This is a genomic window from Geofilum sp. OHC36d9 (assembly GCF_052400685.1).
Classification (GTDB): Bacteria; Bacteroidota; Bacteroidia; order Bacteroidales; family Marinilabiliaceae; genus CAZHHH01.
On sequence record NZ_JBQTGJ010000006.1, the window covers coordinates 123,657 to 150,461 of the forward strand.

Annotated in this window: 16 protein-coding genes; 11 read left to right on the forward strand and 5 right to left on the reverse strand. The window is 41.0% G+C overall.

Annotation, left to right across the window (positions count from 1 at the left end; genetic code table 11):
• Nucleotides 1–5 precede the first annotated feature (5 nt).
• The 4 genes from ACT3CD_RS08635 to ACT3CD_RS08650 form a co-directional block, all read right to left on the reverse strand.
• The gene (locus tag ACT3CD_RS08635; protein ID WP_444644836.1) at nucleotides 6–2,027 is read right to left on the reverse strand and encodes an OmpA family protein; all 2,022 of its coding nucleotides are present in this window, start codon (nucleotides 2,025–2,027) and stop codon (nucleotides 6–8) included.
• A gap of 125 nt (nucleotides 2,028–2,152) precedes the next feature.
• Nucleotides 2,153–3,172 (reverse strand): PorP/SprF family type IX secretion system membrane protein, encoded by a 1,020-nt coding sequence (locus ACT3CD_RS08640; RefSeq protein ID WP_444644838.1) that lies wholly within the window; start codon nucleotides 3,170–3,172, stop codon nucleotides 2,153–2,155.
• 4 nt (nucleotides 3,173–3,176) lie between these two features.
• Nucleotides 3,177–11,843, reverse strand: coding sequence for a T9SS type B sorting domain-containing protein (locus tag ACT3CD_RS08645; protein ID WP_444644840.1), 8,667 nt, complete (start codon nucleotides 11,841–11,843; stop codon nucleotides 3,177–3,179).
• Between the two features lie 629 nt (nucleotides 11,844–12,472).
• Complete coding sequence (locus tag ACT3CD_RS08650; protein WP_444644842.1) at nucleotides 12,473–13,531, reverse strand: DUF2027 domain-containing protein; 1,059 nt, start codon at nucleotides 13,529–13,531, stop codon at nucleotides 12,473–12,475.
• Between the two features lie 133 nt (nucleotides 13,532–13,664).
• Here ACT3CD_RS08650 and ACT3CD_RS08655 point away from each other — a divergent pair, with 133 nt between their 5' ends.
• Complete coding sequence (locus ACT3CD_RS08655; RefSeq protein ID WP_444644844.1) at nucleotides 13,665–14,888, forward strand: S-adenosylmethionine:tRNA ribosyltransferase-isomerase; 1,224 nt, start codon at nucleotides 13,665–13,667, stop codon at nucleotides 14,886–14,888.
• Here the strand turns inward: ACT3CD_RS08655 and ACT3CD_RS08660 are convergent.
• Nucleotides 14,867–15,070, reverse strand: a complete 204-nt coding sequence (locus ACT3CD_RS08660) for a (2Fe-2S)-binding protein (RefSeq protein WP_444644846.1) — start codon at nucleotides 15,068–15,070, stop codon at nucleotides 14,867–14,869. The two genes, ACT3CD_RS08655 and ACT3CD_RS08660, sit on opposite strands and share 22 nt — an antisense overlap.
• Before the next feature lie 481 nt (nucleotides 15,071–15,551).
• Here ACT3CD_RS08660 and ACT3CD_RS08665 point away from each other — a divergent pair, with 481 nt between their 5' ends.
• The 10 genes from ACT3CD_RS08665 to ACT3CD_RS08710 all read left to right on the forward strand — a co-directional run bounded on the left by ACT3CD_RS08665 (nucleotide 15,552) and on the right by ACT3CD_RS08710 (nucleotide 26,664).
• Nucleotides 15,552–16,901 carry an MATE family efflux transporter gene (locus ACT3CD_RS08665; protein ID WP_444644847.1) on the forward strand — a complete coding sequence of 450 codons (1,350 nt, stop codon included), beginning with the start codon at nucleotides 15,552–15,554 and terminating at the stop codon, nucleotides 16,899–16,901.
• A gap of 27 nt (nucleotides 16,902–16,928) precedes the next feature.
• The gene (locus tag ACT3CD_RS08670; RefSeq protein WP_444644849.1) at nucleotides 16,929–17,549 is read left to right on the forward strand and encodes a cytidylate kinase-like family protein; all 621 of its coding nucleotides are present in this window, start codon (nucleotides 16,929–16,931) and stop codon (nucleotides 17,547–17,549) included.
• Nucleotides 17,550–18,026: 477 nt separating this feature from the next.
• Nucleotides 18,027–19,022 (forward strand): AAA family ATPase, encoded by a 996-nt coding sequence (locus ACT3CD_RS08675; RefSeq protein ID WP_444644851.1) that lies wholly within the window; start codon nucleotides 18,027–18,029, stop codon nucleotides 19,020–19,022.
• 82 nt (nucleotides 19,023–19,104) lie between these two features.
• Nucleotides 19,105–19,971, forward strand: a complete 867-nt coding sequence (locus tag ACT3CD_RS08680) for a DUF58 domain-containing protein (RefSeq protein WP_444644852.1) — start codon at nucleotides 19,105–19,107, stop codon at nucleotides 19,969–19,971.
• A 1-nt stretch (nucleotide 19,972) separates the two neighbouring features.
• Nucleotides 19,973–21,007: a hypothetical protein gene (locus tag ACT3CD_RS08685; protein ID WP_444644853.1), complete on the forward strand. Its 1,035-nt coding sequence runs from the start codon at nucleotides 19,973–19,975 to the stop codon at nucleotides 21,005–21,007.
• A gap of 96 nt (nucleotides 21,008–21,103) precedes the next feature.
• On the forward strand, nucleotides 21,104–22,093 hold the full coding sequence (locus ACT3CD_RS08690) for a vWA domain-containing protein (protein ID WP_444644854.1): 990 nt from the start codon (nucleotides 21,104–21,106) through the stop codon (nucleotides 22,091–22,093).
• 39 nt (nucleotides 22,094–22,132) lie between these two features.
• Nucleotides 22,133–23,191, forward strand: coding sequence for a VWA domain-containing protein (locus ACT3CD_RS08695; protein ID WP_444644855.1), 1,059 nt, complete (start codon nucleotides 22,133–22,135; stop codon nucleotides 23,189–23,191).
• A gap of 12 nt (nucleotides 23,192–23,203) precedes the next feature.
• Nucleotides 23,204–23,971, forward strand: coding sequence for a tetratricopeptide repeat protein (locus tag ACT3CD_RS08700; protein WP_444644856.1), 768 nt, complete (start codon nucleotides 23,204–23,206; stop codon nucleotides 23,969–23,971).
• Nucleotides 23,972–23,998: 27 nt separating this feature from the next.
• Nucleotides 23,999–25,837, forward strand: a complete 1,839-nt coding sequence (locus ACT3CD_RS08705; protein WP_444644857.1) for a BatD family protein — start codon at nucleotides 23,999–24,001, stop codon at nucleotides 25,835–25,837.
• Between the two features lie 74 nt (nucleotides 25,838–25,911).
• Entirely contained in the window at nucleotides 25,912–26,664 is a 753-nt protein-coding gene (locus tag ACT3CD_RS08710) for a tetratricopeptide repeat protein (protein WP_444644858.1), read from the forward strand.
• The last annotated feature ends 141 nt before the right edge of the window (nucleotides 26,665–26,805 follow it).

The following is a 26,805-nucleotide window of genomic DNA, read 5'->3' on the forward strand; positions in this document are numbered from 1 at the left end:
TTCCATTAATTTTTGAAACGCCATACCACAACCTCAATTCTTCTATTTTGTAGATGCTCCGCTTTATCACAAAGCTTTCCTCTTCGACATTTATTAAGAATATAGCGTTCGCCGTAACCGCGGGGAATATAATTCGACTCAGAAACCCCTTTTGATTCCAAATATTTACCGGCAGCCTCTGCGATCGATTGAGAGGTATTTAAATTGGTTATCATATTTCCACGAGCATCTGTGTGTCCATTTAATTTAATAACTACCTGTGGGTTATTCAAAAGATAGGCAGCAACTTGATCAAGTTTACGATACCCATCTGCTGTAATCGTATTACCTTCATAAGGTATCACTAAGCCACTAATCTCATTCAAATCAGGCTCCTTAAATATCGGAGCTAAAAGAATTCCAGCTTTACCGACTTCTTTAAGCTCCATAATATTAGCATCAAGCGTATATGTTTTAAACTCGTCTTTGCTAACAGCAATATGAATATCCTGCCCCTCTTTACGATAAGCATCCGGAATGGGCACTTCAAAACGGCCATTGGATCCCGATGTAATGACGCCGATCTGTTTGCCGGTGACAGGATCTGTTAAGTTAATATTGGCGCCCTGAATAGCATTGCCATTGAAAGAACTGGTCACCACGCTTGCAAAAGAATCCGGGAAAATACTTAAATCAACCTTCACTTCTTCAACAGGTACCACCTCTGGTATAGTAACAGTATCAACGACGGTCTCTGGTAGCAGGCCTATGACAGGGGCAGTAGATTTCGCTTCCGGCTCTGACTCCTCTTCCCGATACTGTACATAAAAAATACCATCATTTCCTTCGCCGGTACGGTTGGTTGAAAGAAATCCCCGATTTTTATCTTTTGGATTTATCACATACCCAAAATCGTCTTTATATGAATTAAAAGGTTGCATCATATTTTCAGCAGCCGACCAAACACCATTTTCATTTTTACTCCTGTACAAATCAAGACCTCCAAATCCAACATGCCCATCGCTGGAAAAATAAAGAATATTATCAGTACTGACAAAAGGAAACAACTCATCGCCAAAAGAATTAATTTTTGGTCCCAGATTTCTAACATTTGTCAAGGTTCGATTGGGTTTAATATCGGCCATCCATAAATCTTTTCCTCCATAACCACCTGGTCGGTTGGAGACAAAAATCAAACTCTTACCATCAGGCGTTACAGCAGGATGGGCATTGTCATAATCATTACTATTAATATTAAGATCAATATCGTCCACCCAATCGGATCCATCAAAAACCACAGAAAATATTTTCAATTTATTATCACCACCCTTAACTCTAACCGTTCGGGTGTAATACATAGCCTTCTCATCCGGCGAAAAAGAAATGGCACCGACATGATAATCAAATACCAAATTACGTGAAAATACACGGGTATTTTTCAAGTTATCGCCATCCAAATCAGAATAGTAAAGGCTCAAAAAATTACGTCCCTGACGGTCTTTTTTTCCACCTTCCTTTTCAGGAGAAGCTGATGAATAAACGATACCATCTTTATAATACTGAACACCAAACGATTGCCCAAATGTCATTATGGACGACGGGTTTACACGAACCGGCAAAAATTCCTGATTATTCATGGCCCATTCACAGGAACGAATCAATTCGTCAATCTGGCCTTGTCTTTCCGGATTTTGAGGACGTGCTTTACGATACAAATCAATGGCTCCTTCATAAAAACCAATTTTATGATTTATAAGCGCATACACATAAAGGTCGTAGCCACTCAATTTATCCTCCTGCTCCATGAAATAATTAAAGGCTTCGTCAACATTGTTTAATTGATAATAACAATGTCCTACCTTAAGTTTACTCTCTGGATCCAGCTCATACCCATCCTCTACAATTTCATTAAAAATCTGAAGCGCTTCATAATATTCACCTCTATCGAACTGAGTGTTTGCACGACGATACATGGAACTTTGTCCGGTAGCCAAAACCGGTAAAAAAACCATGACAAGAATCAATATTGAATGATAGGTAGGTCTCATATATACTTCTTTAATTTTCAAAATACCGCCTAAAATGAACATCATAGGTTTAGGTTAACTCTGGTATAAACTAGTTTATATCTCATGTCAATGCAAGATAACAGAAACTAAAGCGAATTTAAACATTAAAAATAACGAATAGAACGCATACCAGGTCTTTTATTAAATGTAAAATCAAACTGAATCCCAATTTCATGGGATCCAGCCTGCGCATACTTATTTATTGAATCAAAAGAATAGTCGCCTGAATAACGTACCGTAAACTGTCTGTTAATGATATATTCGAGTAAAAATACGACATCAGTAGTAGTTCTGTATGACGCCCCCACCCATATTTTCTCGGCCAGTAAAACATTGGCTGAGATGTCAAATTGAAGGGGGGCGCCGTAGACTTCCTTCATGAGTAGCGTTGGTTTCACTTTTACAGCACCCCAGTCAAAAACATAACCTCCATAGAGATACATGTGAAGATTTTTAAAATCAAGCGTATTCTTAAAATCCTCACTAGCCTTATTATACGAATTACTAAAAAATTTAGGAACAGAGAAGCCGACAAAGTAATCTTCACTATAAAAATAGCTTCCAAACCCGGCATTAAAGTAAAGCTTTGACATTTTTCCATTAAACACCGGATCTCCATAATCACCTGTAACAGCCTGTGTCCCATCGTAAGCAATGGAGTTAAAACCCAGCTGAAGGCCAAAGGATAAGAACTTTTTATTTCGATCCATCATAATCCGATAAGAACCAGACCCCATAAAATCAAAGGTATTGGAAAATCCGATATGATCGTTAACAAAACTGGCGCCCACACCTATATTGGTTCCTTCAATAGGGCCGTGCACATTAAGAGCGTCAAGCATAGGTGCGCCTTCAACACCGATCCACTGATTACGGTGCAAAAACAGACCGCTAATCACGTCGCGCGTACCATTGTAGGCTGGGTTCAACAACCCCTGGTTGGCAATATAATGGTTGTAGGAGTATTGATTTTGTGCATTTATCAATCCCAGGCTACTAACCATAATAACACCCAGTAAAATCAGATATCTTTTAACCATAGTAAATGGGCTTAGCTGCTGTCTGCCACTTTCGTTTTCACAAACAGCAGAAGGGTTACTATCTGCAATTATCAATTGTCTCAAAATATTATCTTCTTAGTTCTACAAAACCGGCAAAATCTTTATTAACGATTTTCTCACCAATAAAAAGCTTAACTTTTAGCACATAAAAATAAGTTCCGTTGGGTAAGTCATCTCCTATGGAAACCATGTTACTATAATTAGAGGTTCCATTCCACCAGCTACCTCCGTTACCATAACGCAAACCTTCACTTTGATAAACAATGGTTCCCCAACGGTTAAATACAGTTAATTGTGTCTCAGGATCCTGAGAGGCATCGCTAAATTCTTTATCCAGCCCCTCAATCTTAAAAACATCATTTACCCCGTCTCCATTGGGAGAAAAGGCATTGGGAAGTATAAAGGTGGTTCCATCAACTCCTACGGCATTACCTATAACAATTGTAATGGTACCGCCATCCGAACCATAATCATCGTGAGATACAGTGTAATTAACATTGATAACACCATACAATACCGATGAATTACGCGCAAAAACACAGGAATCTTGATTAGTATCCAATAACTTAAGCGAAGCCAAGATATTAGATTCAAAATCCATTAAATTGAGAGAGTCAACTTCGGTTCCACTTGCAGTTTCTTCATTCTTCCACATCCAGAATAAACCATCATCACCTTCAACATCTCCAACCAGGAGTTTAAAGTCAAGTTCATCCTTAGGTATATAATCCGGGGTAACATAATCAGACAAATTAACACCTACCGTATTTTTATCAACAGGAACAAACAAATAGAAATCCTCTGCATTAATTTTATTAGATCCTATTACCAAGGGTGGAACATCATCAAAATCGGCCCAACAACCCAAAATAGAATCACCCAAGGCATCATAAACATTTCTTTTGGCAAAATAAATAGCATTTCCACTAACAACAAGAGTATCTAACGATATTGAATTGCCATCTCCCTCGATATAATAACCATACTCATACTCTATATCTGGTATATCATCAACATAAGACTGATAAAAAACTGTATCCTTCCAAATAGAAGGTAAGAAAGTATTAGGTTCCTCTGAATCGGAGAGCCACAACATGGTTCTGGAACCGGTTAATATTGAATCATTTAAAGTCTGATACACCGGCACCGGCACTTCCGTAACTGTAATTGTAACAGGATCAATGGAAGAGCAAACAGTAGTAGCATCCACCTTCACATAATAATCAACGCCAGTAGAACTTCCTGTAACAGGCATAAACGATTTGGCCATGCCATTACCCTTAATGATATCAACCGGAACATCATCCACACCGTCCTGATATAATTCATAATAGAAACCGGCAGTGGTGGTATCAACTTCTATTATTAGTCCGTCGGTACCCTCACAATAAAGACCATTATCAGCCTTTAGTACGAATGGATCAATGCCTTCCAAAATATTAACACTGATAAATCGGGAGGAAACGGGACAATGTCCATCAATAGAGGCTTCAACATATATAAAAGAACCTGTAATACCATCTGTTAGATCCCAAACCAAAGTGTCATTAACCACCGTAGGATCGTCGAAGACATCTAGCGCAACGTCAGAAAAGATGGTATAATCAACATCCGTATCGAACGGGTAAACTTTGATGTAGGCATCATAGCTACACACACTTAATGAATTCCCTGTGGGCAATACTATAACTGGCGCATCCGGCGCATCCTCCGAAGTAACATTAATCGTATCAAGAGCACCGCCACAACTACCGTCTTCATAGGAAGCAAGAATTCGTAAATCAGTACCACTACCATCCGTTGATAAATCAGACGCTAACAATTCGACTGTTCCTCCATCAATAGTTGCAATAACCGAATTTGTCGTTTCTCCGGAAGTTAAATCCAGCAACGAATAAGTCACCCCATTCTGCACATTAGAAACAGTAACAGTAATCCCTGGCTCATTATTGCAATACAAACCATCGCTTGAGCTAAGAGTTACCGTTGCCGAAAGTGTATCAGGTACCGTCATGTATTGTACTTTTACGCTGTCGTTCATGCTAGAGGTACATCCGGTCACTTGATTCTTGGCAAAAACACGATATTGACCTTCAATATTCTGAGCGGCAAACGTAATTTCAGAACCGGTTCCCGGAACGTCACTGTCATAAACAACGCCGTCGAAACCCACCAAGGTATAAAGCACATCCGTTTCCGAACCCTCAAGGCCAAGTACAGCGCCGGCATCAGCGCCGCAATAAATACCTGAGCCTGTCATCTTAAAGGCAACCGGTAACGGATTAAATGTCACCTCAACCTCTCCTGTCATAGGAACGACACAACCAGACATATCAGCTTCTATATAATAAACACCTTCGCTATACACCTCAAAATCAACCATATCTGAACCCTCAATCGAATCAATCACAGAAGCGGTGCTGTCAGTATCATAACGGTACAAATAATAGGTAACACCTGTTTCGGAGCCACTCAACATTACCGAAGTACTGCCGTCGCCTTCGCAAACAGCATCTTCACCATACGCAGAATAGGCAACAGGTACGCCTGATATTTGAACATGAATAGAATCGCCGCCATATTCCAGGAACTTACCGCACCCAAAATGAGAGGCATAAATATGATAATAACCATCCCCGTCTACAACAGGTTCGAAACTACCTGAAGCATCAGCAACATTACCGGTAGCAATGATGTCATTAAGTGTTGGATCATACCGGAATAATTCATACGTAACATCGGCTTCCGGCGAAACAATGCTTATTTCGGCACCGGTGGAGCAATCTTCACCATCCTTAATCGTTAACTCTCTTCGCTCAGGATAAGCGACAGATTTCACTTCTACCGTATCGGGCATAATAGAAGTACATGCTGATGTGCCATCGTTAAAAGCACCCATAATATAGTACAAACCGGCATCGGAAACCGATATATAAAGGGGTCCTCCTGCCCCGTTTACTTGCTTTCCGGTGTAGGTAAACCCGGTTCCATCATCATAATATAACTGATAATCAACGTTGGTTTCCGAATTTTCGAGTGAAAGAACCGCGCTACCTGTGCCATCGCACAAATTGCCATCCACTGAAAGCCCATACACTTGCGGCTTAGTTGCATGGCCCACAGTCACAGTATCCAGCGGTACTGCATCACAACCACCCTCAAAATAGCCCTGTAGTATATAATTACCAGGCAGATCAAAGGTCCCAAACGAATTTAGATCTGTAGGCACCATAATTTTCAATAGATTAGCCGATTCAACCGATGAGTAATACAACTCATAGGTGACACCATCCTCCCGGCTTGCAAGACTGATTTCGACGCCAGCATCACCTTCACAGTATAATCCATCATTTTCGGCCACAAGATTGACAATATTTACACCAGGGTCTTCAGTAATCGTAATGCTGTTATTCATAAAAAACGAACATTCACCGGTAACTTCAGCTTCTATGCGGTAAACACCAGCCTTTTGAATGTTAAAATCCAATGTATCACCAGTTCCCGCATTAGCATTATTAAGTTCAGTCCCATTTTTCCAAAGTCGGTATATCACCCCGGTTTCAGAACCATCCAACAATAAATTGACACCTGCATCGTCATCAGAGCCACAGTATACAGGAACAGAAGGAACCGAAATCAGATTAAACCGCGTACCATCAACATAATCCAAAACCAATGAACCATTCATAATACTTGAACAGCCTGACTCTGTGTCATACGCTTCAATTTGATAGGTACCATCAACATTTATGGAACCAAAATCCAATGCATTGCCGTCTCCGATTATTGGATAAATACTCATCCTGCTACCGTTATGCAACAAATAATATTCAATATCGACTTCCGAACCCGACAAAGTGATATCCCTATCGGTTTCACAAGACGTAAAAGTCCCACCCGGACTCATATCAAACTGAGCTGGAGACGGTAAAGCTATAACAACTGTAGTATCCTCATACTGTACAAAGGGAGAAGTACCCCCATTGCGGGTTGCCAAAACAGTGTATTGCCCTTCCGGCACATTGTTCCAAAGAATGGTGGTCATCACGCCATTATTGCCTTCTGTTCCATTCTCGTAAAAGACAGGCGTTGCACCCGACACTTCATATAAAGCATAAGTCACATCAGTTTCATAACCCGACAGATATAATTGAGCACCATCGAATCCACAATAAGTCACACTATCTGGTAATAAATCAAATACAACCGGATAAGCATCCACCGATAAAGTATCGGCATCACTTCCAATACAACCATATCCTGAACGGCCCAGCACAGTGATAATGTCACCGTCCTGAGGGGCATTAAGTGTCCATGTATTAGTCCCCGACCAATCTACGGCCAAAACGCTATTCAGGTAGAACTGATATTCGTCGCCTCCTGTAGCCGTAAAATTAATAGGCTCACCTTCGGTAACATTAAGAGAACTCGCGGTTAACTCCACAATTGGTTTAGGATGCACAGAAACTATCAATGTATCTGAAGGCAGTGATTCACAAGTACTGGCATCAGTCACTGTCGCATAAATTTCGTCGGTTGATGAGAGTGATGAATAGGTAAAAGTATTTGAGGTTCCTGATTGAACCGACACTCCATTTAAATAAAATGCATAGTTGGTACCTCCACTGGCGGTAAAAGTAACAGGGTTATCCTCACAAATCTCAGTTTCAGAAGCTGTGAGTGAGGCTACCGGAAGTGGCACCGCCGTAAGTTTGACCGGATCTGACGTATCGGTACAGCCATAGGCGTCAGTGACAGTAACATAATAAGAATAGGTAGCCGTAAGACTATTAACATCGATACTCAATTCATTATTGGCATCCGGTCCTTGCAACGACGCATCAGATGCGTCAAAGAATTCATACGAATCGCCACCTGATGCTTTTAAGATAGCTGTTGAGCCCAAACAAACATTGGTATCATCAACCTCTAATTTAGCAACTGGTTCATTGATAGTAACGACCACAGTATCACTATTGGAGCACCCATTCGTCCCGGTCCCGACTACAACAATCTCCTGACCATCGGTTAAAGAACTGGAAATATAGGTATTAGGCGTTGTTGCAGTTACACCTGTACCGTCCACAAAAAACTGATAAACATCGCCACCTGACGCCGTAAAAGTAATTGCATCTCCGAGACAAGCAGTATCATCACTTTTATCACTACTTAACGTAATAACAGGCAAATCCTTAATCTGTAAGGTGACACTATTATTAGCTGTGGATGAACAGCCTCCTAAAGTGGCTTCTGCACTAACAACATCATTATTATTAAAGGAACTACTGCTGTATGTGTTGGCGGCTCCGGAGTGAATTTCCACGCCATTTACATAAAAAATATAACTATCATATCCGGTTGGCGCTGAAACTTTAATGGATGTTCCGGCACATACATCATTAACATCGGCTGTAATAGAAAAATCAGGTTTTTCGTTGACAGTGATGGTAAGTGATTCACTGTCTTCGCAGCCATTTACATCAACAATTTTAACTGATACAGACTGGCCATCAGTCAGAACTGAAGAGCTATAAGTGTTAGTAGTCGAAGGTGCCTGAACGGAGGTACCTTCAACAAAAAACTCATAAGTTCCCGTTCCTGCCCCTCCGGCAGTGAAAGTAATCGATTCACCCTCACAAATTTCTGTAGACGTGGCAGATAATGTTGCTGTAGCCTCATTAACAACTAAAACAAAATTATCAACACCACTAATACAACCGTTGTCATCGGTTACAGTTACTTCATACGTACCAGCGTCAGAGGCTTTAGCTCCGATAATTGAAACCGATGCACCTGTAACGGATGATAAAACAGTACCGTCCTTGGTCCATGTGTAATTAACATAATTACCACTTCCTCCACCCGGTGTAGCCGTAATAGTATAATCTTCGCCAAGGCAAATGGCATCGTTGGCAGGTAACGAAACTGTTGGATTGCTATTAACCGTTACAGAAGCGGTACCCGTAGGAACCGCCGAACAACCATTGGCATCGGTAACAGATAATAACGTATAAGTCACATCGGCCGTGGGAATAATACTCGTGGTAAAAACGGATGTGGCAATATTGGTTTCGGTTACGTCATTAACCCCATCGTTATAGGTTACCGACCAGGGTGCAACACCCGTGGTTAAAGAGATGGAAAGTGTCGTTGACTCGCCGGAACAAATCTCTGTATCGCTAAAAGAGATAGCAGCAACAGGTAATGGATAGACCGTCATGGTAATAGATTCCGCATCAGCACAACCACTGCCATCCACAATATTAACAGACACCACCTGACCATCGGTCAACGCGGCTGATGTATATGTAGCGGTTGCTGACGGCCCCTGAACAGAAGTACCATCCACAAAAAATTCATAGGTCCCTGTGCCGGCACCACCAGCAGTAAAAGTTACCGATGTGCCTGCGCAAATTTGATCGCCGGGATTTGCTGACAGAGTAGCAGTGGCTTCATTAACGGTTAAAGTATGACTTTTGGAGGTGCTCATACAGCCCTTATCGTCTACAGCAACAACAGTATATGTCCCGGCATGCGAAAGTGCCGCATTGGTTTGCGAATAAACACTACCTGAAAAAGTCAGTGCTGCTCCATCCTGCTCCCAGTTATAACTATATGGTGCAGTAGCTCCCGAAGCTGAAGCAGAAATAGAAAAAGGTTCTCCCAAACAAACCTCACTGTCACCGGTTAAATCGGCCAGTACCGGAATCGGGTTAACAACTAAATTTACAGTTGTTGCAGGCGTAATGTTACAACCTCCTGCATCAGTAACCGAAACCAGTGTGTAAGTAGTTGTTGCAGATGGATTAACCGAAATTGAATGCGTGGAAGAAGAAATACTGGAAACCGTAATATCGCCTGAACCATCATTATAGATCAACGACCAGGGTGCCTGCCCGGTGGTCAGGGAAAAATTCAAAGAAGTACTTTCTCCTGTACAAATCTCTGTATCGTCCAAAGTCATGGAAACGACAGGATTCGGATAAACATCAAAATTCAAAGAAGCTTCATCGGTACATCCATTGGCATTGCTGGTAACCACTCGTAAAGTATGCGCCCCGGCATCAGCTGCTACAGGCGTATATGAATAAGTTGCGATAGCAGATGGTCCCTGAACACTGGTCCCATCCAGAAAAAACTGATAAGAAGTAGCACCTGTTGTTCCGGTAGCATCGTACGAGGCTGTTGAGCCAAGACAAACATCAGCATCGCCTGTCAAATCTGCTACAGGATTGGCCAGAACAGTAACAGCATAGGTTTCAACGGGACTGACACATCCTCCACTGGTGGCAGAAACGGCAACAGTATAACTACCGGCAGATAGTATAAGCGAAAGTTCATCAGAAGTTTCAGGAAGGGTCACCCCATCCAAAGTCCAGTTATAGGTATATGTTCCACTTCCTCCCGAAGCGGTGGTGGAAAAAGTTAACGTATTACCTTCACACAAAATCCCCGATAAAGCAACAGGCGTAATCACAGGCACCTCATTAACCGTCAAATTAGTTGCCACCTCCGCACTCGAACAACTATTATCATCGCTAACAACAATACTGTATTCCACACCATTGTCTGAGAGCGAAACCGGATCAATCAGTATGGTTGAGTTAGTTTCTGCGGGCAGGGCACTTCCCTCTTCGTACCATTGGTAAGAATAGGGCGTCTGACCACCTGTAACATTGGCGGTCAAAATCGCTGCGTCGCCTTCACAAAACGGACCCGGATTGGTAATACTCACTTCGGGTGCTACATTCACAACGACGTCAACAGTGGCTGTATTCTCACAACCATTGCTATCCTGAACCAATAACGAATAAGTTCCCTCATGGGTGGTTTTCAGCACATTGATCAAATCCTGATCCTGCCCCGACAGCGATCCTGTTATGCCAGGTCCGGTCCAGGTATACGATACCAAGCCGTCAGGATTTCCTCTCAACGACAAAGTCTCCCCTTCACAAAGCGGAGAAACAGGATCTATAGATGGTGTCGGCAAATCAAAAACAGCGACTTCAACTTCGCCACTCATCAGTTCAGTACATACAGAACTGTTTCTGTAAGCCACAACCGTATATATACCGGACTGATCAACAATAAACGAGACAGAACTACCTGAACCCGATCTTTTGATGGGCAGGACAGAAACCCCATCTTTAAACAAATCGTAAGAAACGCCCACTTCAGAGCCATCAAGAACCAGCACCACCGACTCATCGCAGGCTTCGATATAATCTGTGCCATCACTGGCAGCAAAATTATAAACAGAAGGACTTTCTGAGAGTAGCGTATAGTCAAAATTGGTATCCCCTGTATGCCCCATACCAGTCCAAAAACGGTATGAAAAAATAACATAACTATTATAGTAAGCCTCAGAAACCCATTCAGGATGAAAACGAATACCATTTTCCGGTTCTGTACCTATATCTTCGATCCACTCAGAATGCATCTCCTGATTACCAACTCCATCCAACACATACACTTCCCAATCAATACGCACTGCTGAGGATGGAATAATAGAAGGATCCAAATAAATATCAACAGCAGCGCCATTGGTACAAACCTCATCGGGCACACTGGATATTACAGCGACCCCACCTTCGAGATGCAATCCTTTAAGCTCTGGAGGTAGTTGCTTTTGTGGTTTTGTAATCACTTCTCTCTCCTGTGCCCACATGCCTGACGTAGTCAGAAATGAAACTAACAGAAAAAAGAATAATTGTCGTAAATATTTATAAATCATATCCTATGAATTAGGGTAAGACATGTCTTATCATTAATACTATTCATTTGCTTTAAAACTTGCTAATATTAGTATATGAAATACCACATCATTTTTTCATCCTGATTATTAAAGAGCATTCAAAACCTTATAATATCACACACAAAAATAAATTAATTCCCCTATTTACGATCATTTTCAATGAAAATGACAATGAAAAGGAATTCATTTAAGGTTCAAAAACTTACAAATAAATCTGATAAAACAATTCACGGGTTGACCCAACCACCAAAGAACAACTTCACGAACCCTTCCTATTAATTGACTATCAGAATAAAAACACAACACAACTATTTTGCATTGAATATTTTGTTTCTAAAACAGAATTAATAGTAATCTATTTTAGACTGATTATAAATTTCAAACATTTTTACGCGCAGATGTCTGAAATTGTTACAAAGCCGCATTAATTAATCTATTGAGGCATATGTGTCATCTGAAGACGACGATAACATTAAATCCTCAATCAGATCAACAAGATTCACAAAAACAGTAGTTTAACCCTATATCGACAAGAAAAAACCTGCTTCCATTCGCAGGAAACAGGCCGAAAAATAATAAAAAAGTTCTTAAGTTAAAGACAAACTACATCATTTAATGATGACCATGGTAGCACCATAGCCATATTCCTTAAAAGAAGCATCCTGAAAATCTACTTTTTTGTATTTACGTTCCAACTGTTTTCTCAACTCATTTTTCAAAACGCCATTTCCGACACCGTGAATAAAAACGACCCTGCGTCCCCTATTGTGCAGGTTGGCCTCCATAACAGCGTTAAATTTATCCAATTGAATTTGAAGAATTTCTCCGTTACTTAACCCGGCCACACTATCAATCAGCTCATTAATATGAAGATCAACCTCTAGTAATTCAGGTGTTGACTGTCGCTTTACCGACTGACGTGGTATCTCTTTGGTTTCTTTCTCACGGATAATAGCAAGCGTTTCCTTATCGGTCAGCTTCTCCAATTGCGACTCCAGTTCGTTCTTTATTATTGACATTAAAACGGCCGGTTGATAGAAAAAATCATTACCGGCGAAACTGTTCTGTTTAAAAAATTTCTTAGCCTTAATATGAACATTAGACGAAACGGGTGCTAAAGCAGGGAAAGGCTTTCCTTTTTTAAATAAGAGCAACTGAAAATTCCACGTGGCTTCCAGATCCTTAAGTTTCATCTCGCCAAGCTGTAACTTGGTATTAGGTTGAATTGTTCCCTGATGAAGTGCATACATCATCCCATCATCTCCCAGTTGGGTGATAAGATAAACACAGTAATAATTAGAATCATTTATAATGTGCACAAACAGTTGGTCGTCCTGATCGTTTGAAACCCCTCCTTTAGTGAATGCCAAATAAAAGCGTGGATTGAAGTCATCGTGTTCTTCTTCCAGCTCTTCATGATAGGCTTCTTTCTCTGACACCGGCACATTCACGCTTTCAGGTTCTTTTTTGACTTCGGCATTATTTACCCGCGTTGTATCTGCATCGGAAGCTTTTTCAACCACCACAACTTCGGATGCCGGCACCGGCACTTCAAAATCATCTTCATCTTCAACAAATACCAAATTACCTTCAAGACGGGTCACTATACCACCTCCCACTTCATTCAGAAACCTGACACGATCACCGCGTTCTACTTTTCCACTCATAACATTCAATTTTGAAACAAAGTTAACTATTTTTGCGGGGTTTTATATTAAAGCAGAAAAAGCATAATTTGGAGCCCCAAAAATAAACTGGCGCCCAAAGACTGCACGTAAAAAAGGAATTAAACATAAACCAATGAAGATACCATCCATCCAAATATCAGAATACGATTACCCCCTACCATCCGACAGAATTGCCAAATACCCCTTATCCAACCGGGATGAATCAAAACTACTAACCATTACCAATGGAACCATCACTGATTATAGCTTTAAACACTTGCCTGAATTATTAACGGCCAACACACTTCTTGTCTTTAACAACACAAAAGTGATAAAAGCCCGCTTACAATTCAAAAAACCAACAGGTGCTTCTATCGAGATCTTTTGTCTGGAGCCGCATAACCCAGCTGATGCAGCCCTGGCATTTCAGCAAACGCAACAGGTGGAATGGCATTGCATGGTGGGTAACTTAAAAAAATGGAAAGAAGGAGTTATCAGCACAGAAGCTATCACCGCCAATGGCATTATCAAAATCGAGGCTACATTGGTGCAACGTGAGTCAGATGGTGCCATAATACGTTTTAACTGGGACAACCCGACAACGACCTTCGCCGACCTGTTAGAAGCGATGGGACAAACACCCATCCCGCCCTATCTGGAGCGAGAAGCCGAAGCCATTGACAGCGTACGGTACCAAACCGTTTATTCAAAATACGATGGTTCGGTGGCAGCCCCTACTGCAGGTTTACACTTTTCGGAAACGGTTCTGGACCAATTAACACGAAAAGGCATACAAAAAGCGGAGTTAACACTTCACGTTGGTGCCGGAACTTTTAAGCCGGTAAAAAGTGAAAACATTACCCAACATGAAATGCACACCGAACACTTTGTTGTCACACGAAACACACTGGAACAACTCATTAACCATGATGGCCCCATTATAGCCGTTGGCACCACCTCCGTCAGAACCCTGGAAAGCCTTTACATTGCAGGAGTAAAATGCGCCAAAGGAAAACCGTTTGATCTTGTGTCGCAGTGGGATGGATTCAATGAAACATCTGCTCTTCCCTTAAAAGAATCACTACAAACGATCCTTGATTACCTGATAAAAAAACACTTAGATAACTTCAAGGCTGCCACAACCATTATGATTGCGCCTGGTTATAAATTTAAAGTCATTGACGGACTCATCACCAATTTTCATCAACCCAAAAGCACGCTATTGTTACTTATAGCGGCACTAATCGGTGAAAACTGGAAAAAAGTCTATGACCATGCTCTAAGCCACAACTTTCGGTTCTTAAGCTATGGTGATAGCTCATTACTGATGAAACATCAGGATTTTTCGCTACGCTGACGTTTTAACTCTTCTTCAAGAATTTCTTCAATATCGGCCGTGCAATTACCACAAATGGTGGCTGCATCGGTTTCGTCCTGTATTTGTTCAAAAGTGGTCAATTTCTTTTCACGAATGGCTTTTAAAATATCAGCCTTGGTTAATTGCATGTGATGACACACAAATTCATTATTTTCAAACATAGACTAAGCAACTTTTTAACTGTTAAAAAATGAAAGATAACTATTTTGTCAAATATTCGGAAGCACACCACCCCATTTTTTTTACAACAATTGGTTGTCGGGAAGTGGCGTCAGCCAACCCCGTAATGGCAATCGAACTCCGTAAAATGCTAAAAGACCTTAAATAGCGAACCCCGCTTTAAAATAAGCCCTATTTTTACAATTTATAAAGTCACAAAAAGACGCCATTTTTTTACCGTCAAGCACGTCCTCAAAATAATACGTTCTAAAATTTAAAACTAGAACTTTATTGCAAGGACTATTTAGGGCATGCCCATAAAATCAAAACTTAAGCTATAACCTTCAAATTCAAGACTTGTGAAGCTTGAAAAATGCAAATTTACTAATATAAATAACCATTTTGAAAGCGAACACAATGCAATAGTTGAACATTACAGATAAACCCAAATTTAAACCATTCAAAAACAGTTATGTTTATTATATGATTGAAAAAGCAACACCCACTGATTTAGGCACAAAAAATGTTTGGAAGCTACTGCTTCAATATGCCATTCCTTCAGTCATTGCCATGACGGCCTCATCTCTATACAACATCACCGACAGTATTTTTATCGGTCAGGGTGTGGGCGCCATTGCCATCTCCGGATTGGCCATCACTTTTCCTTTGATGAATCTGGGCGCAGCATTTGGAGCCATGATAGGTGTAGGTGCTTCCACACTAATGTCGTTGCGACTGGGACAAAAAGACTACGAATCGGCCAACAGTATTTTGGGAAACGTATTTGTATTAAACTTAATACTTGGCATTGTTTATACAGTGGTGATTCTTTCATTTATGGATCCAATCCTCTATTTCTTCGGTGCCAGCAACGATTCTTTACCCTACGCCCACGATTATATGGTAGTGGTATCGTTAGGAAATATTGTCACCCACATGTATCTGGGTTTAAACGCCCTGCTGCGAGCCACTGGCAAGCCTCTTGTTTCAATGTATACCACCATTTCATCAGTAATCATCAATATCATTCTCACCCCGCTGTTTATTTATGTCTTTGAATGGGGTATTAAAGGCGCAGCATTGGCCACAGTAATAGCTCAGACAAGCATGCTGGTCTGGCAAATCAAAATTTTCAGCAATAAAAGCGAATTTATACATCTGCACAAAGAAACATTCCGGTTGAAATGGAAAATCGTGAAAGACTCACTGTCCATAGGCCTATCTCCCTTTTTGATGAATGCGACTGCCAGCGTAATAGTAATCGTTATCAATCAAAGTTTATCGCGACATGGAGGCGATTTGGCCATTGGGGCTTATGGCATAATCAACCGCATGGCCATTCTTTTTCCGATGATAGTTCTGGGGCTGAATCAGGGCATGCAGCCTATCGTCGGCTATAACTACGGTGCCCGAAATCATGATCGTGTTAAAGAAGTACTAAAATACACCCTAATGCTGGCCACCGGCATTATGACATTAGGCTTTTTAATGGGCGTTTTCTTCCCTGAAGCCGTAGCCTCATTATTTACCAAAGACGCAGAACTGATAAAAGCTGCATCCTCTGGTTTAAAAATTGTTCTAACCTTCTTTCCTTTGCTGGGAATTCAGATGGTAACAGCCAACTACTTTCAAAGCATCGGGAAAGCAGACAAAGCCATCTTCCTTTCATTGACCCGACAGGTTCTGTTTTTACTGCCGCTGCTGCTTTTCCTGCCCTCAATATATGGCGTTTTGGGCGTATGGTACAGTCTGCGTACCGCCGACGTTTTATCAAGTATTGTTGCCTCGGCCTTTTTAATAAGACAATACCAAAAATCCAATCAAAAAGCATAAATTAACGAACTCCAAAACCTGATATATATGACAACTTTTGCAATAACGATAGGTCGTGAGCCGGGAAGCGGCGGAAAAATAATCGCACAACAATTAGGAAAACTAATGAACCTGCCCGTTTACGACAAAGAACTCATCAATATGGCCTCAAAAGATAGTGGCTTGGGAAAAGAATTTTTTGAGGAAATGGATGAAAAAGTAGGTCACAGCACTTTTGGCGGGTTATTCGGTTTACGAAATTCATTAATGGATGAAGTATTTTCAGGGCATTATTTAAGTCATGAAGCCTTGTTTCAGATTCAAAGTGATGTCATTCGAAAAATAGCGGCATCACAATCCGTTATATTTGTTGGACGCTGTGCCGATTATGTGTTAAAAAATCAGCCAAACACACTAAACATATTCATCTCCGCCAACCGGGAAGACCGCATCGAACGTATATCTAAATACGAAAGCATCGATAAAGATAAAGCCAGCGAATGGATAGAAAAAATGGACAAAAAAAGAGCCGGCTATTACTACTATTTTAGCAACAAAAAATGGGGTAAAGCTACGTCCTATCACCTTTGCATTAACAGTTCTGTATTAGGCATAGATCAAACAGCCGCCTTTATTTACAAATTTGCCAAATCTAAATTTAAATTATAGTCATTTTAAATGACACTCAACATCACAAACAAATCATTAGAAACTATTCCAACAGCAAACATTGACAAATAAATTACAGCGTCCCACTACACCAATCTATTCAACTCAATGTTACAGTTATCCTTATAATTCAACAAATAGTATCAGCCAAAAAACCCCATTCTTTTCGCATCGCCCGCTTTCAAAATGATTATTTGCACTAGCAAACTCACATGTATCAAACTTTACAAGCCGATAAAATGAAACTTACTTATCTGCTACCAGACTTTTCCTATAAGAAATAAATAATTCTTACTACTCAAAACGCCCGAAAAACAAGAAAATTTATTCAACTTTGGAACAATTCTTGTAAAAAAGATCGAGAGCTATTAAGTATAAAGCTTAATGCTTTCAGAAAAAACACAAGTCAAAGTGTTTCACTCCGAAATCAAAATATACAATAAATTATAACTTTAACAATTGATAAAACCTCTGGTTATGGATCAAACTGTTGACATTAAAGAACTCAATGAGCGAATTAAACAAGAGAGCTCATTCGTAGATTTACTGACCCTGGAAATGAACAAAGTCATTGTAGGGCAAAAACATTTGGTAGAAAGTTTGCTGGTTGGCCTTCTGTCCGACGGTCACATTCTTTTGGAGGGTGTTCCCGGTTTGGCAAAAACACTGGCCATCAATACACTGGCCACCATCGTGGATGCCAAATTCAGCCGAATACAGTTCACACCCGATTTGCTGCCTGCCGACTTATTGGGAACCATGATATACAGTCAGAAAAACGAAGAATTTGTTGTAAAAAAAGGACCGGTCTTCACCAACTTTGTGTTAGCTGATGAAATTAACCGCGCCCCGGCAAAGGTACAGAGTGCCCTTTTGGAAGCCATGCAGGAACGACAGGTTACCATTGGCGAAAACACCTACAAACTGCCCAATCCATTTCTGGTAATGGCCACACAAAACCCCATTGAACAGGAAGGAACCTATCCTCTTCCCGAAGCCCAGGTTGACCGTTTTATGCTAAAAGTTGTGATCTCGTACCCCGAAAAAGCAGAAGAACAACAAATTATCCGTCACAATCTGGCACAAAGCTTCCCTAAAGCCTCCAAAATACTTAAACCCGATGATATTATCCGTGCCCGCCAAGTGGTCAAGGATGTATATATGGACGAAAAAATAGAGAAATATATTGTTGACATCGTCTTTGCAACGCGTTTTCCGGAAAACTATAAATTGGAAAAATTCAAAGATATGATTTCTTTCGGCGCCTCACCACGTGCCAGTATTAGCCTTGCCATGGCAGCAAAAGCCTACGCCTTCATCAAACGCAGAGGCTATGTTATTCCCGAAGACATACGCGCGGTATGCCATGATGTATTACGTCACCGTATCGGGTTATCGTACGAAGCTGAAGCCAACAATCTGACATCCGAGGAAATCATCAGTGAAATTTTAAATTCTGTTGAAGTACCATAGCAGTATACACAAACAGTCAACAGCAACCAGCAACAAAATAGCTGCCGGATTCTGACAATTGTGAACAGATAACTGAAACAACATGGATACAACAGATATACTAAAGCGCGTCAGGCAGATAGAGATCAAAACGCGGGGACTCTCCAACAATATTTTTGCAGGAGAGTACCATTCAGCGTTTAAAGGCCGCGGTATGATGTTCAGCGAGGTGCGTGAATATAATTATGGTGATGACATCCGAAATATAGACTGGAATGTAACAGCCCGCTTCCATCACCCATACATTAAAGTTTTTGAAGAAGAACGGGAGATGACAGTCATGCTGCTCATTGATGTTTCGGGGTCGCGTGAGTTTGGGACGACGTGGAATTTTAAAAAGAACATCATTACAGAGATGGCGGCAGTTTTGGCATTTTCGGCAATTCAAAACAACGACAAAGCCGGCGTCATCTTTTTTTCTGATCGGATTGAGAAATTCATCCCTCCCAAAAAAGGCCGTAAGCACATTCTGCATATCATCAGGGAACTCATCAGTTTTGTGCCCGACAACCGCGAAACTAATATTTCAGAAGTTTTGCGCTACCTCACCGGTGCCATCAAAAAGAAATGTACAACCTTTCTCATTTCTGACTTTTTGGATGACAATTTTGAACAAGCACTTAAAATTGCTAATCAGAAACATGATATGGTAGCTCTTCGTGTTTACGACCCTCGTGAACAGGAACTTCCCGACGTGGGATTTATACAGTTTAAAGATGCCGAAACCGGGGAGACAAAATGGGTTAACACTTCCCGCAAAAAAAATCGCGACAGCTATAACAAATGGTGGCGTAATAACGAAATGCTTATCAATAACATCTTTACCAAATGCGGGGTTGACAATGTAGCCGTACGTACCGATGACGACTATGTGAAAGCTTTGATGTCCCTATTCAAAAAACGGAACTAAAATGAAGAACCGGTTTATTACATCTATCACACAAATTATTTGCAGGGGACTGTTGGTAACAGGTTTAATACTGACATTTACATCAGTTAATGCCCAACAGGTAACAGCCACAGCACAAACAGACTCTTCGCTGATGTTTATTGGCGGGCAAATGAATCTGACACTTGAAGTGACACAGCCCCAAAACATAGCAGTGGCTTTCCCTCAATTTTCTGACACCATAACTGAAAACATAGAGGTGGTTGACATTACAGCAGCCGACACTACCTTCAATAACCAGATGATGACCATTCGAAAGGCATACACTATCACGTCGTTCGACAGTGGCTTGCATTACATTCCGCCCATTGAATTTCAATATATGGATGGACAAATGCAACGAAAGGCCAAAACCCGATCGTTGGCAATCAACGTCATCAACCCTTTTGCCGAAGTGGATCCCCAAAAAGGCATCTTCGACATCAAACAGCCTTACAATATGCCATTTACAATTGAAGAATTGAAACGCTTTTTATTCTGGGTGCTTTTATTTCTTCTTGCACAAGCTTTAATTGGCGTAGGCTATGTATTATGGCAGCGACGTGATAAACCTATCAAAAGCCTCTTCATAAAGGAAAAACCCAAAGAACCACCGCATGTGGTAGCTTTAAGGGCACTGGATGAAATCAAAGGGAAAAAACTATGGCAACACGGACATATCAAAGAATTCTACTCGGAATTAACTGATATACTTCGACGTTATATGGAAGAACGCTATGCCATTCAAACAATGGAAAAGACATCAGAAGAAATTCTTCTCATGTTAAAAAGGATAGATTTACCAGACGATAAGTTGTTTGGTAAAATAGAAAAAACATTCTTAACAGCCGATTTAGCCAAGTTTGCCAAATACGAGCCATTACCCGACGAAAATGACATAAGTCTTATCAATGCGTTTTTCTTTGTAAATCAAACAAAAGAAGAACCAAAACCAGAAGTTGAAGAAGCAGCAAAAGCATCCATAGAAAATGAGACAAAAGAGGGCCAGCCGCAATAAATCAAGGAACAGACACAAGTCAACAGAAATAGTTACTGTTGGCGACCTGCACATCTGTTGCGACAAATCAAACGCCCAACTTCTAAAATTGATAAAATGAGATATACATTTTTACATCCGCAATATTTCTTTTTGCTGGCAGTACTTATCCCCATGATATGGTGGTATCTGCGTAAGCAAAAAAAAGCCTATGCGTCATTGCAGTTAAGCACACTGCGGGGCTTTGCCGCCCTGTCCAAATCAGGCAAAGACTGGCTTCGTCACTTGCCGTTTATATGCCGGTTACTCACTTTAACCTTTCTAATTATCGCATTGGCGCGTCCTCAGCGTTCTGATAGCTTGCAAAACATAACAACAGAAGGTATCGACATCATGATATCACTTGACATCTCCGGCAGTATGCAGGCCATGGATTTTAAACCCAACAGACTGGAAGCCGCCAAGGATGTAGCCATCAATTTCATTAAAGGACGTCCCAACGATCGCATGGGACTGGTTATTTTTGCCGCCGAAAGTTTTACTCAATGTCCGCTCACCCTCGATCATAACGTCCTAACCAACCTATTCCGTGATGTTCGGTTGGGCATGCTTGAAGACGGGACCGCCATCGGCATGGGACTGGCCACAGCCGTTAACCGTATTAAAGACAGTGAAGCCAAAAGTAAAGTTATCATCCTATTGTCAGACGGTGAGAACAACCGGGGCGCTATAGCACCTTTGCAGGCTGCCGATATCGCCAAGACCTTTGGCATCCGGGTTTATACAATCGGTGTTGGTACCGTAGGGACAGCACCAATGCCCGTTCAAACGGTATTTGGTCAACAAACACAGCAGGTAGAAGTTCGCATTGACGAGTCAATGCTTAAAGGGATTGCCAACACCACTGGAGGTCAATATTTCAGAGCCACTGATAAAAATAAACTGACCTCAATTTATCAGGAAATTGATCAATTGGAAAAAAATAAAATAAAAGTGCAGGAATACACCAAACATAAAGAAGAATTTTTACCCTTCATCCTGATTGCTGCATTTTTTCTATTGGCTGAAATATTCCTCAAAAATCTGGTTTTAAGAATACTGCCATAATACCTTATAAAAAAAATGAACGTTTAAAACAACGATACCATGTTTCAATTTGGAAACCCACAATATCTCTATTTGTTAATTATACTGCCTCTTCTGGCCTTTGCGCAGCTATGGTTTACCATCAAAAAAAAGAAGGCCCTTAAACGTTTTGGAAATCCGGAACTGCTTAATCATCTAATGCCGGATGTATCAGTAGCTCGTCCAATGGTAAAATTCTATCTTTTATTACTGGCATTGATGGCACTTATATTTACAATGGCAGCACCACAATTCGGAACCCGTATTCAAAATGTAACCCGCAAAGGTATTGAAATCATCGTGGCACTGGATGTATCTAACAGCATGAATGCCAACGACATTGAACCCAGCCGGCTGGAACGTGCCAAGCAAGCCATTGTCAGCCTCACCAACCGACTGGTAAATGACCGCATCGGACTCATTGTTTTTGCAGGCCAGGCATACACACAACTACCTATCACATCCGATTACGCATCGGCCAAAATGTTCCTTTCAAATATCAACACCGATATTGTTCCAACACAAGGTACAGCCATAGGAGCTGCCATTAATCTGGCAACACAATCGTTCAGCGAAATGCAGGATGTAAACAGAGCTGTGATTGTTATTACCGACGGCGAAAACCATGAAGATGACGCCATGGGAGCCGCACAGGCAGCCGCAGAAAAAGGAATTAAAATTTACACTGTAGGAATGGGATCGCCAAAAGGAAGTCCCATCCCAATGGGCGGGACTGGCAACTTCCTGCGTGATCGCGACGGCAACGTCGTCATCACCAAACTGGATGAATCAATGTTGGCACAGATAGCACAGGCTGGTCAGGGCGAATACATCCCTGCCAACAACATTAGATCCGGAATCAACAACCTGATGGATGAACTTTCGGGCCTAAAAAAATCAGAATTCGAATCAAAAATATATACCGATTTCGAAGATCAATTTCAAATCGTAGCCCTCATAGCTCTAGTCGTTCTGTTGCTTGAATTTATGATACTAAACCGCAAAAATAAACTACTTAAAAATATTGACTTGTTTACCGCAGAACGTAAAAAAAAGCAAGACGTATCAGACATTCAATAAAATCAAAAAGCCATGAAATCATTATATAGCCTATTTCTTACCATTACAATATTAACGCTTAGTTTGTCGTCAGTGCAGGCTCAGGAAGAAAGACGCTTTGTCAGACGTGGAGTCGAAAAAATGGCCGACGAAGATTACGCCGGTGCTGAGCAGGACTTCCGACAGGCGTTAAAGGAGGATCCAACCTCGTTCGAAGCCAACTATAACCTGGCATCGTCACTTTTTAAGCAAGAAAAATACCCGGAAGCAATGGCCCAATTGAAGGGTGCAGAACCATTCACGAACGATAAGCAAAAACTGGCTGCACTGTACCATAATATTGGTAATAGTTTGATGTACCAAAAAAAAACAGATCAGGCAATTGATGCTTACAAACAAGCCCTGCGACTAAATCCTACAGATAACGAAACACGCTATAACCTTATTGCTGCCATGAAAATGAAACAGCAACAGGACAAGGACAAGGACAAACAAGATCAGGATCAACAACAAAAACAGGATCAACAACAGAAGCAGGATAAGCAACAGAAGCAGGATCAGGATCAACAACAGAAACAGGATCAACAACAACAGCAAGATCAGAATCAACAACAGAAACAGGATCAACAGCAAAAGCAAAAGCAAGAACAACAACAACAACAACAACAACAACAACAAGAGGTTGACAAACAAAATGCAGAGCGTTTGTTGCAAGCATTAGAACAAGACGAAAAAGAATTGATGGAAAAATTGCAAAAGCACAAAGCTCAAAATCCGGCTAAAATTGATAAAAATTGGTAATTTTACTTGCTTTTAAGACTTTAAACAATGAGACGATTATTAATATTTTTTCCCTTTATACTAATTTGCCTGGCTCCCGCATTGGGCCAAACGGAATTCAAAGCTGCGGCACCCAAATCGGTGGTTCAGGGCAGTCGATTCCAGCTGGTATATTCAATCAACGACAAAGGCTCTGATCTGAGAGTTCCCGATCTGCCTGATTTTCAAACATTGATGGGCCCATCAACATCGCAGAGTTCTTCCATGCAAATCATTAACGGGCAAGTCAGCCGAAGTGTCAACTTTTCATTTACATACATCCTCAGGGCCGACAAAACGGGTAGCTATACCATTCCACCAGCCACAATAACGGTTGATGGAAAAACCTACGAAAGCAATAGCTTAACCATCGAAGTAATTAAAAATGAAGCCCCATCCCCTACTTCATCGGCAGCACAAGAATCAAACGAAGATGTAGGATCGTTATCGGGAGAGGATTTATTTATTACCATAACAGCCAACAAAAAAAATGTTTATCGTGATGAACCTCTATTGCTGACCACAAAAATTTACACGCGGGTGCAGCTTGAAGGCATATCCGATGTTTCAGAAGCCGACTTGCGTGATTTTATCGTTCAGGAGTTACCCAAACAAAACGATGGAAGTATACAATGGAGCATGCAAAACATTGATGGTCGCACCTATCAGGTAGGCACATTCAATCAAAAAGTGCTTTACCCGCAAAAGACGGGTACACTAAGGATCGAGCCATCCTCTATAGAATTTTTAATTCGTCAACGGACAGCACGTCAATCACCAGGCATATTCGGGGATTTTTTCGACAGCTACCGAACTGTTAAAAACAAAGTAAAATCAAAAGCCTTAACCATTAATGTAAAGCCACTACCAACACCTCGGCCGGCTGATTTCTCAGGCATTGTAGGCGATGTCACCTTGCAGGTATCCGCCTCCAAAACTGAAGTAGCTGTAAACGATGGGATTACCCTTAAAGCCGTGATTTCTGGTTTAGGAAACCACAAACTGGCCTCTAATCCAACATTTAAAATCCCGTCTGACTTTGATGTGTTCGATCCCAAGATCACGAATAACATCACTGAAACCGCACAGGGCGGCAAAGGAAGTCGTATAGTTGAAACACTTATTATTCCACGTCATTCGGGCACTTTTGAAATACCGGGCATTAATTACACCATTTTTAACCCAAAAACCGGACATTACAAAACGCTAAAAAGCAAACCTATTTCATTAAATATTGAAAGAGGCGAAGGCGAGGAAAATGCAGGTATCACAGCCGCCTCACCAGGGCGAAGTGTAAATCGTGAAGATGTTAAATTTTTAGGGAAAGACATCCGGTATATTAAAACCAACGACATTGATCTACGCCCTGTAAACACCTTCCTTTTTGGCAGTACCACATTTGTATTGGGATATGTCATTCCACTGTTACTGTTCATCCTCATCTATTTTCTAAATCAAAAAAGGATAAAGGAAAATGCCGATATTAGAAGGGTAAAAAATAAACGAGCCAACAAAGTAGCCCGAAAACGATTAAATAAATCGGCCGCGTTGCTTAAAAAAGGCGATCAGGAAGGCTTCTACGATGAACTGTCGCGTGCTTTATGGGGGTATGTAAGCGACAAACTAAGCATTCCACCCGCCAACCTGACTAAGGATAATGTCCGCACTATCCTACTGGATCGTGGGGCTAAAGAGTCGGTATCAAACCAATTCCTGGAAATACTCGACACCTGCGAATATGCCCGTTACTCTCCTAAAAATGAGCATAGTGAACGCAGTCAGCTTTACCAAACCACATTAAAAACCATTAGTGAACTGGAAAACAGCATTAAAAAAAAGCGGGTATAACAAGCAAAACCTGTGCACAGATTTAAATAATTAAAGTTTACAGGACCTTTATATGGTTGAAAAATAAGAAAATAATGAAACGAAATATCATCCTGACAATAGCATTAGTTCTGGCGGCCACATTTCAAGTAATAGCCGATGAGCGTTACCAGGCGGCTAATGAATTATACAAAACCGGGGCTTATAATGAAGCCATTACAGCCTACGAAACGATTTTGGGTTCGGGAGTTGAATCACCTGAAATATACTATAACCTGGGCAACGCATACTATCGTAATGGCTCATTACCATCGGCCATACTCAACTACGAAAGGGCGCTATTATTAGCTCCCCAAAATAATGACATCCGATACAACTTAAATTTGGCGTACAGTCAGATAACGGATAAGATTGAAACAGTTGACCAATTTTTTATTGCTAAATGGTTTTCCGGCATCCGAAATGCAGCCGATTCTGATACCTGGGCTATCATTTCAATCGTAACTTTTGTTCTTTTCCTGGCTGGGTTGCTATTTTACTTCTTTTCACAAAGTATAGGGTTAAGAAAATTGGCATTTTTCTTCGCCATTTGGGCGTTGATAAGCTCAGCAATTACCTTTAGCTATTCGCACACACAAAAACAACGACTTATCATCCGTGAATATGCCATTGTTTTTTCACCATCAGTAACCATTAAAAGTGCCCCACAAGGCGGAGGCACCGATTTATTTGTTTTGCACGAAGGCACCAAAGTCAAAATATTACAAACCATTGATCAATGGCATGAAATTATGCTACAGGATGGCAGCGTTGGCTGGATGCCTGTTTCAGACGTAGAAATTATTTAATTTCAGCACCCTTCTTATCCATATAAAAGCTTTCATCCTGACTAGGTAAGTCGCGATGAAAGCTTTTTTATTATTCATAAAGTTTCTTCTCAAAAATAAGAATCGAATCTTTCGGAGGCGTATCTCCACAAATAATAATCC

What these genes read in the sequence shown, in the direction of transcription:
- ACT3CD_RS08635 (WP_444644836.1), bottom strand. Translation starts at nt 2,027, where the DNA reads ATGAGACCTACCTATCATTCAATATTGATTCTTGTCATGGTTTTTTTA.
- ACT3CD_RS08645 (WP_444644840.1), bottom strand. Translation starts at nt 11,843, where the DNA reads ATGATTTATAAATATTTACGACAATTATTCTTTTTTCTGTTAGTTTCA.
- ACT3CD_RS08650 (WP_444644842.1), bottom strand. Translation starts at nt 13,531, where the DNA reads ATGAGTGGAAAAGTAGAACGCGGTGATCGTGTCAGGTTTCTGAATGAA.
- ACT3CD_RS08655 (WP_444644844.1), top strand. Translation starts at nt 13,665, where the DNA reads ATGAAGATACCATCCATCCAAATATCAGAATACGATTACCCCCTACCA.
- ACT3CD_RS08660 (WP_444644846.1), bottom strand. Translation starts at nt 15,070, where the DNA reads ATGTTTGAAAATAATGAATTTGTGTGTCATCACATGCAATTAACCAAG.
- ACT3CD_RS08665 (WP_444644847.1), top strand. Translation starts at nt 15,552, where the DNA reads ATGATTGAAAAAGCAACACCCACTGATTTAGGCACAAAAAATGTTTGG.
- ACT3CD_RS08670 (WP_444644849.1), top strand. Translation starts at nt 16,929, where the DNA reads ATGACAACTTTTGCAATAACGATAGGTCGTGAGCCGGGAAGCGGCGGA.
- ACT3CD_RS08675 (WP_444644851.1), top strand. Translation starts at nt 18,027, where the DNA reads ATGGATCAAACTGTTGACATTAAAGAACTCAATGAGCGAATTAAACAA.
- ACT3CD_RS08680 (WP_444644852.1), top strand. Translation starts at nt 19,105, where the DNA reads ATGGATACAACAGATATACTAAAGCGCGTCAGGCAGATAGAGATCAAA.
- ACT3CD_RS08685 (WP_444644853.1), top strand. Translation starts at nt 19,973, where the DNA reads ATGAAGAACCGGTTTATTACATCTATCACACAAATTATTTGCAGGGGA.
- ACT3CD_RS08690 (WP_444644854.1), top strand. Translation starts at nt 21,104, where the DNA reads ATGAGATATACATTTTTACATCCGCAATATTTCTTTTTGCTGGCAGTA.
- ACT3CD_RS08695 (WP_444644855.1), top strand. Translation starts at nt 22,133, where the DNA reads ATGTTTCAATTTGGAAACCCACAATATCTCTATTTGTTAATTATACTG.
- ACT3CD_RS08700 (WP_444644856.1), top strand. Translation starts at nt 23,204, where the DNA reads ATGAAATCATTATATAGCCTATTTCTTACCATTACAATATTAACGCTT.
- ACT3CD_RS08705 (WP_444644857.1), top strand. Translation starts at nt 23,999, where the DNA reads ATGAGACGATTATTAATATTTTTTCCCTTTATACTAATTTGCCTGGCT.
- ACT3CD_RS08710 (WP_444644858.1), top strand. Translation starts at nt 25,912, where the DNA reads ATGAAACGAAATATCATCCTGACAATAGCATTAGTTCTGGCGGCCACA.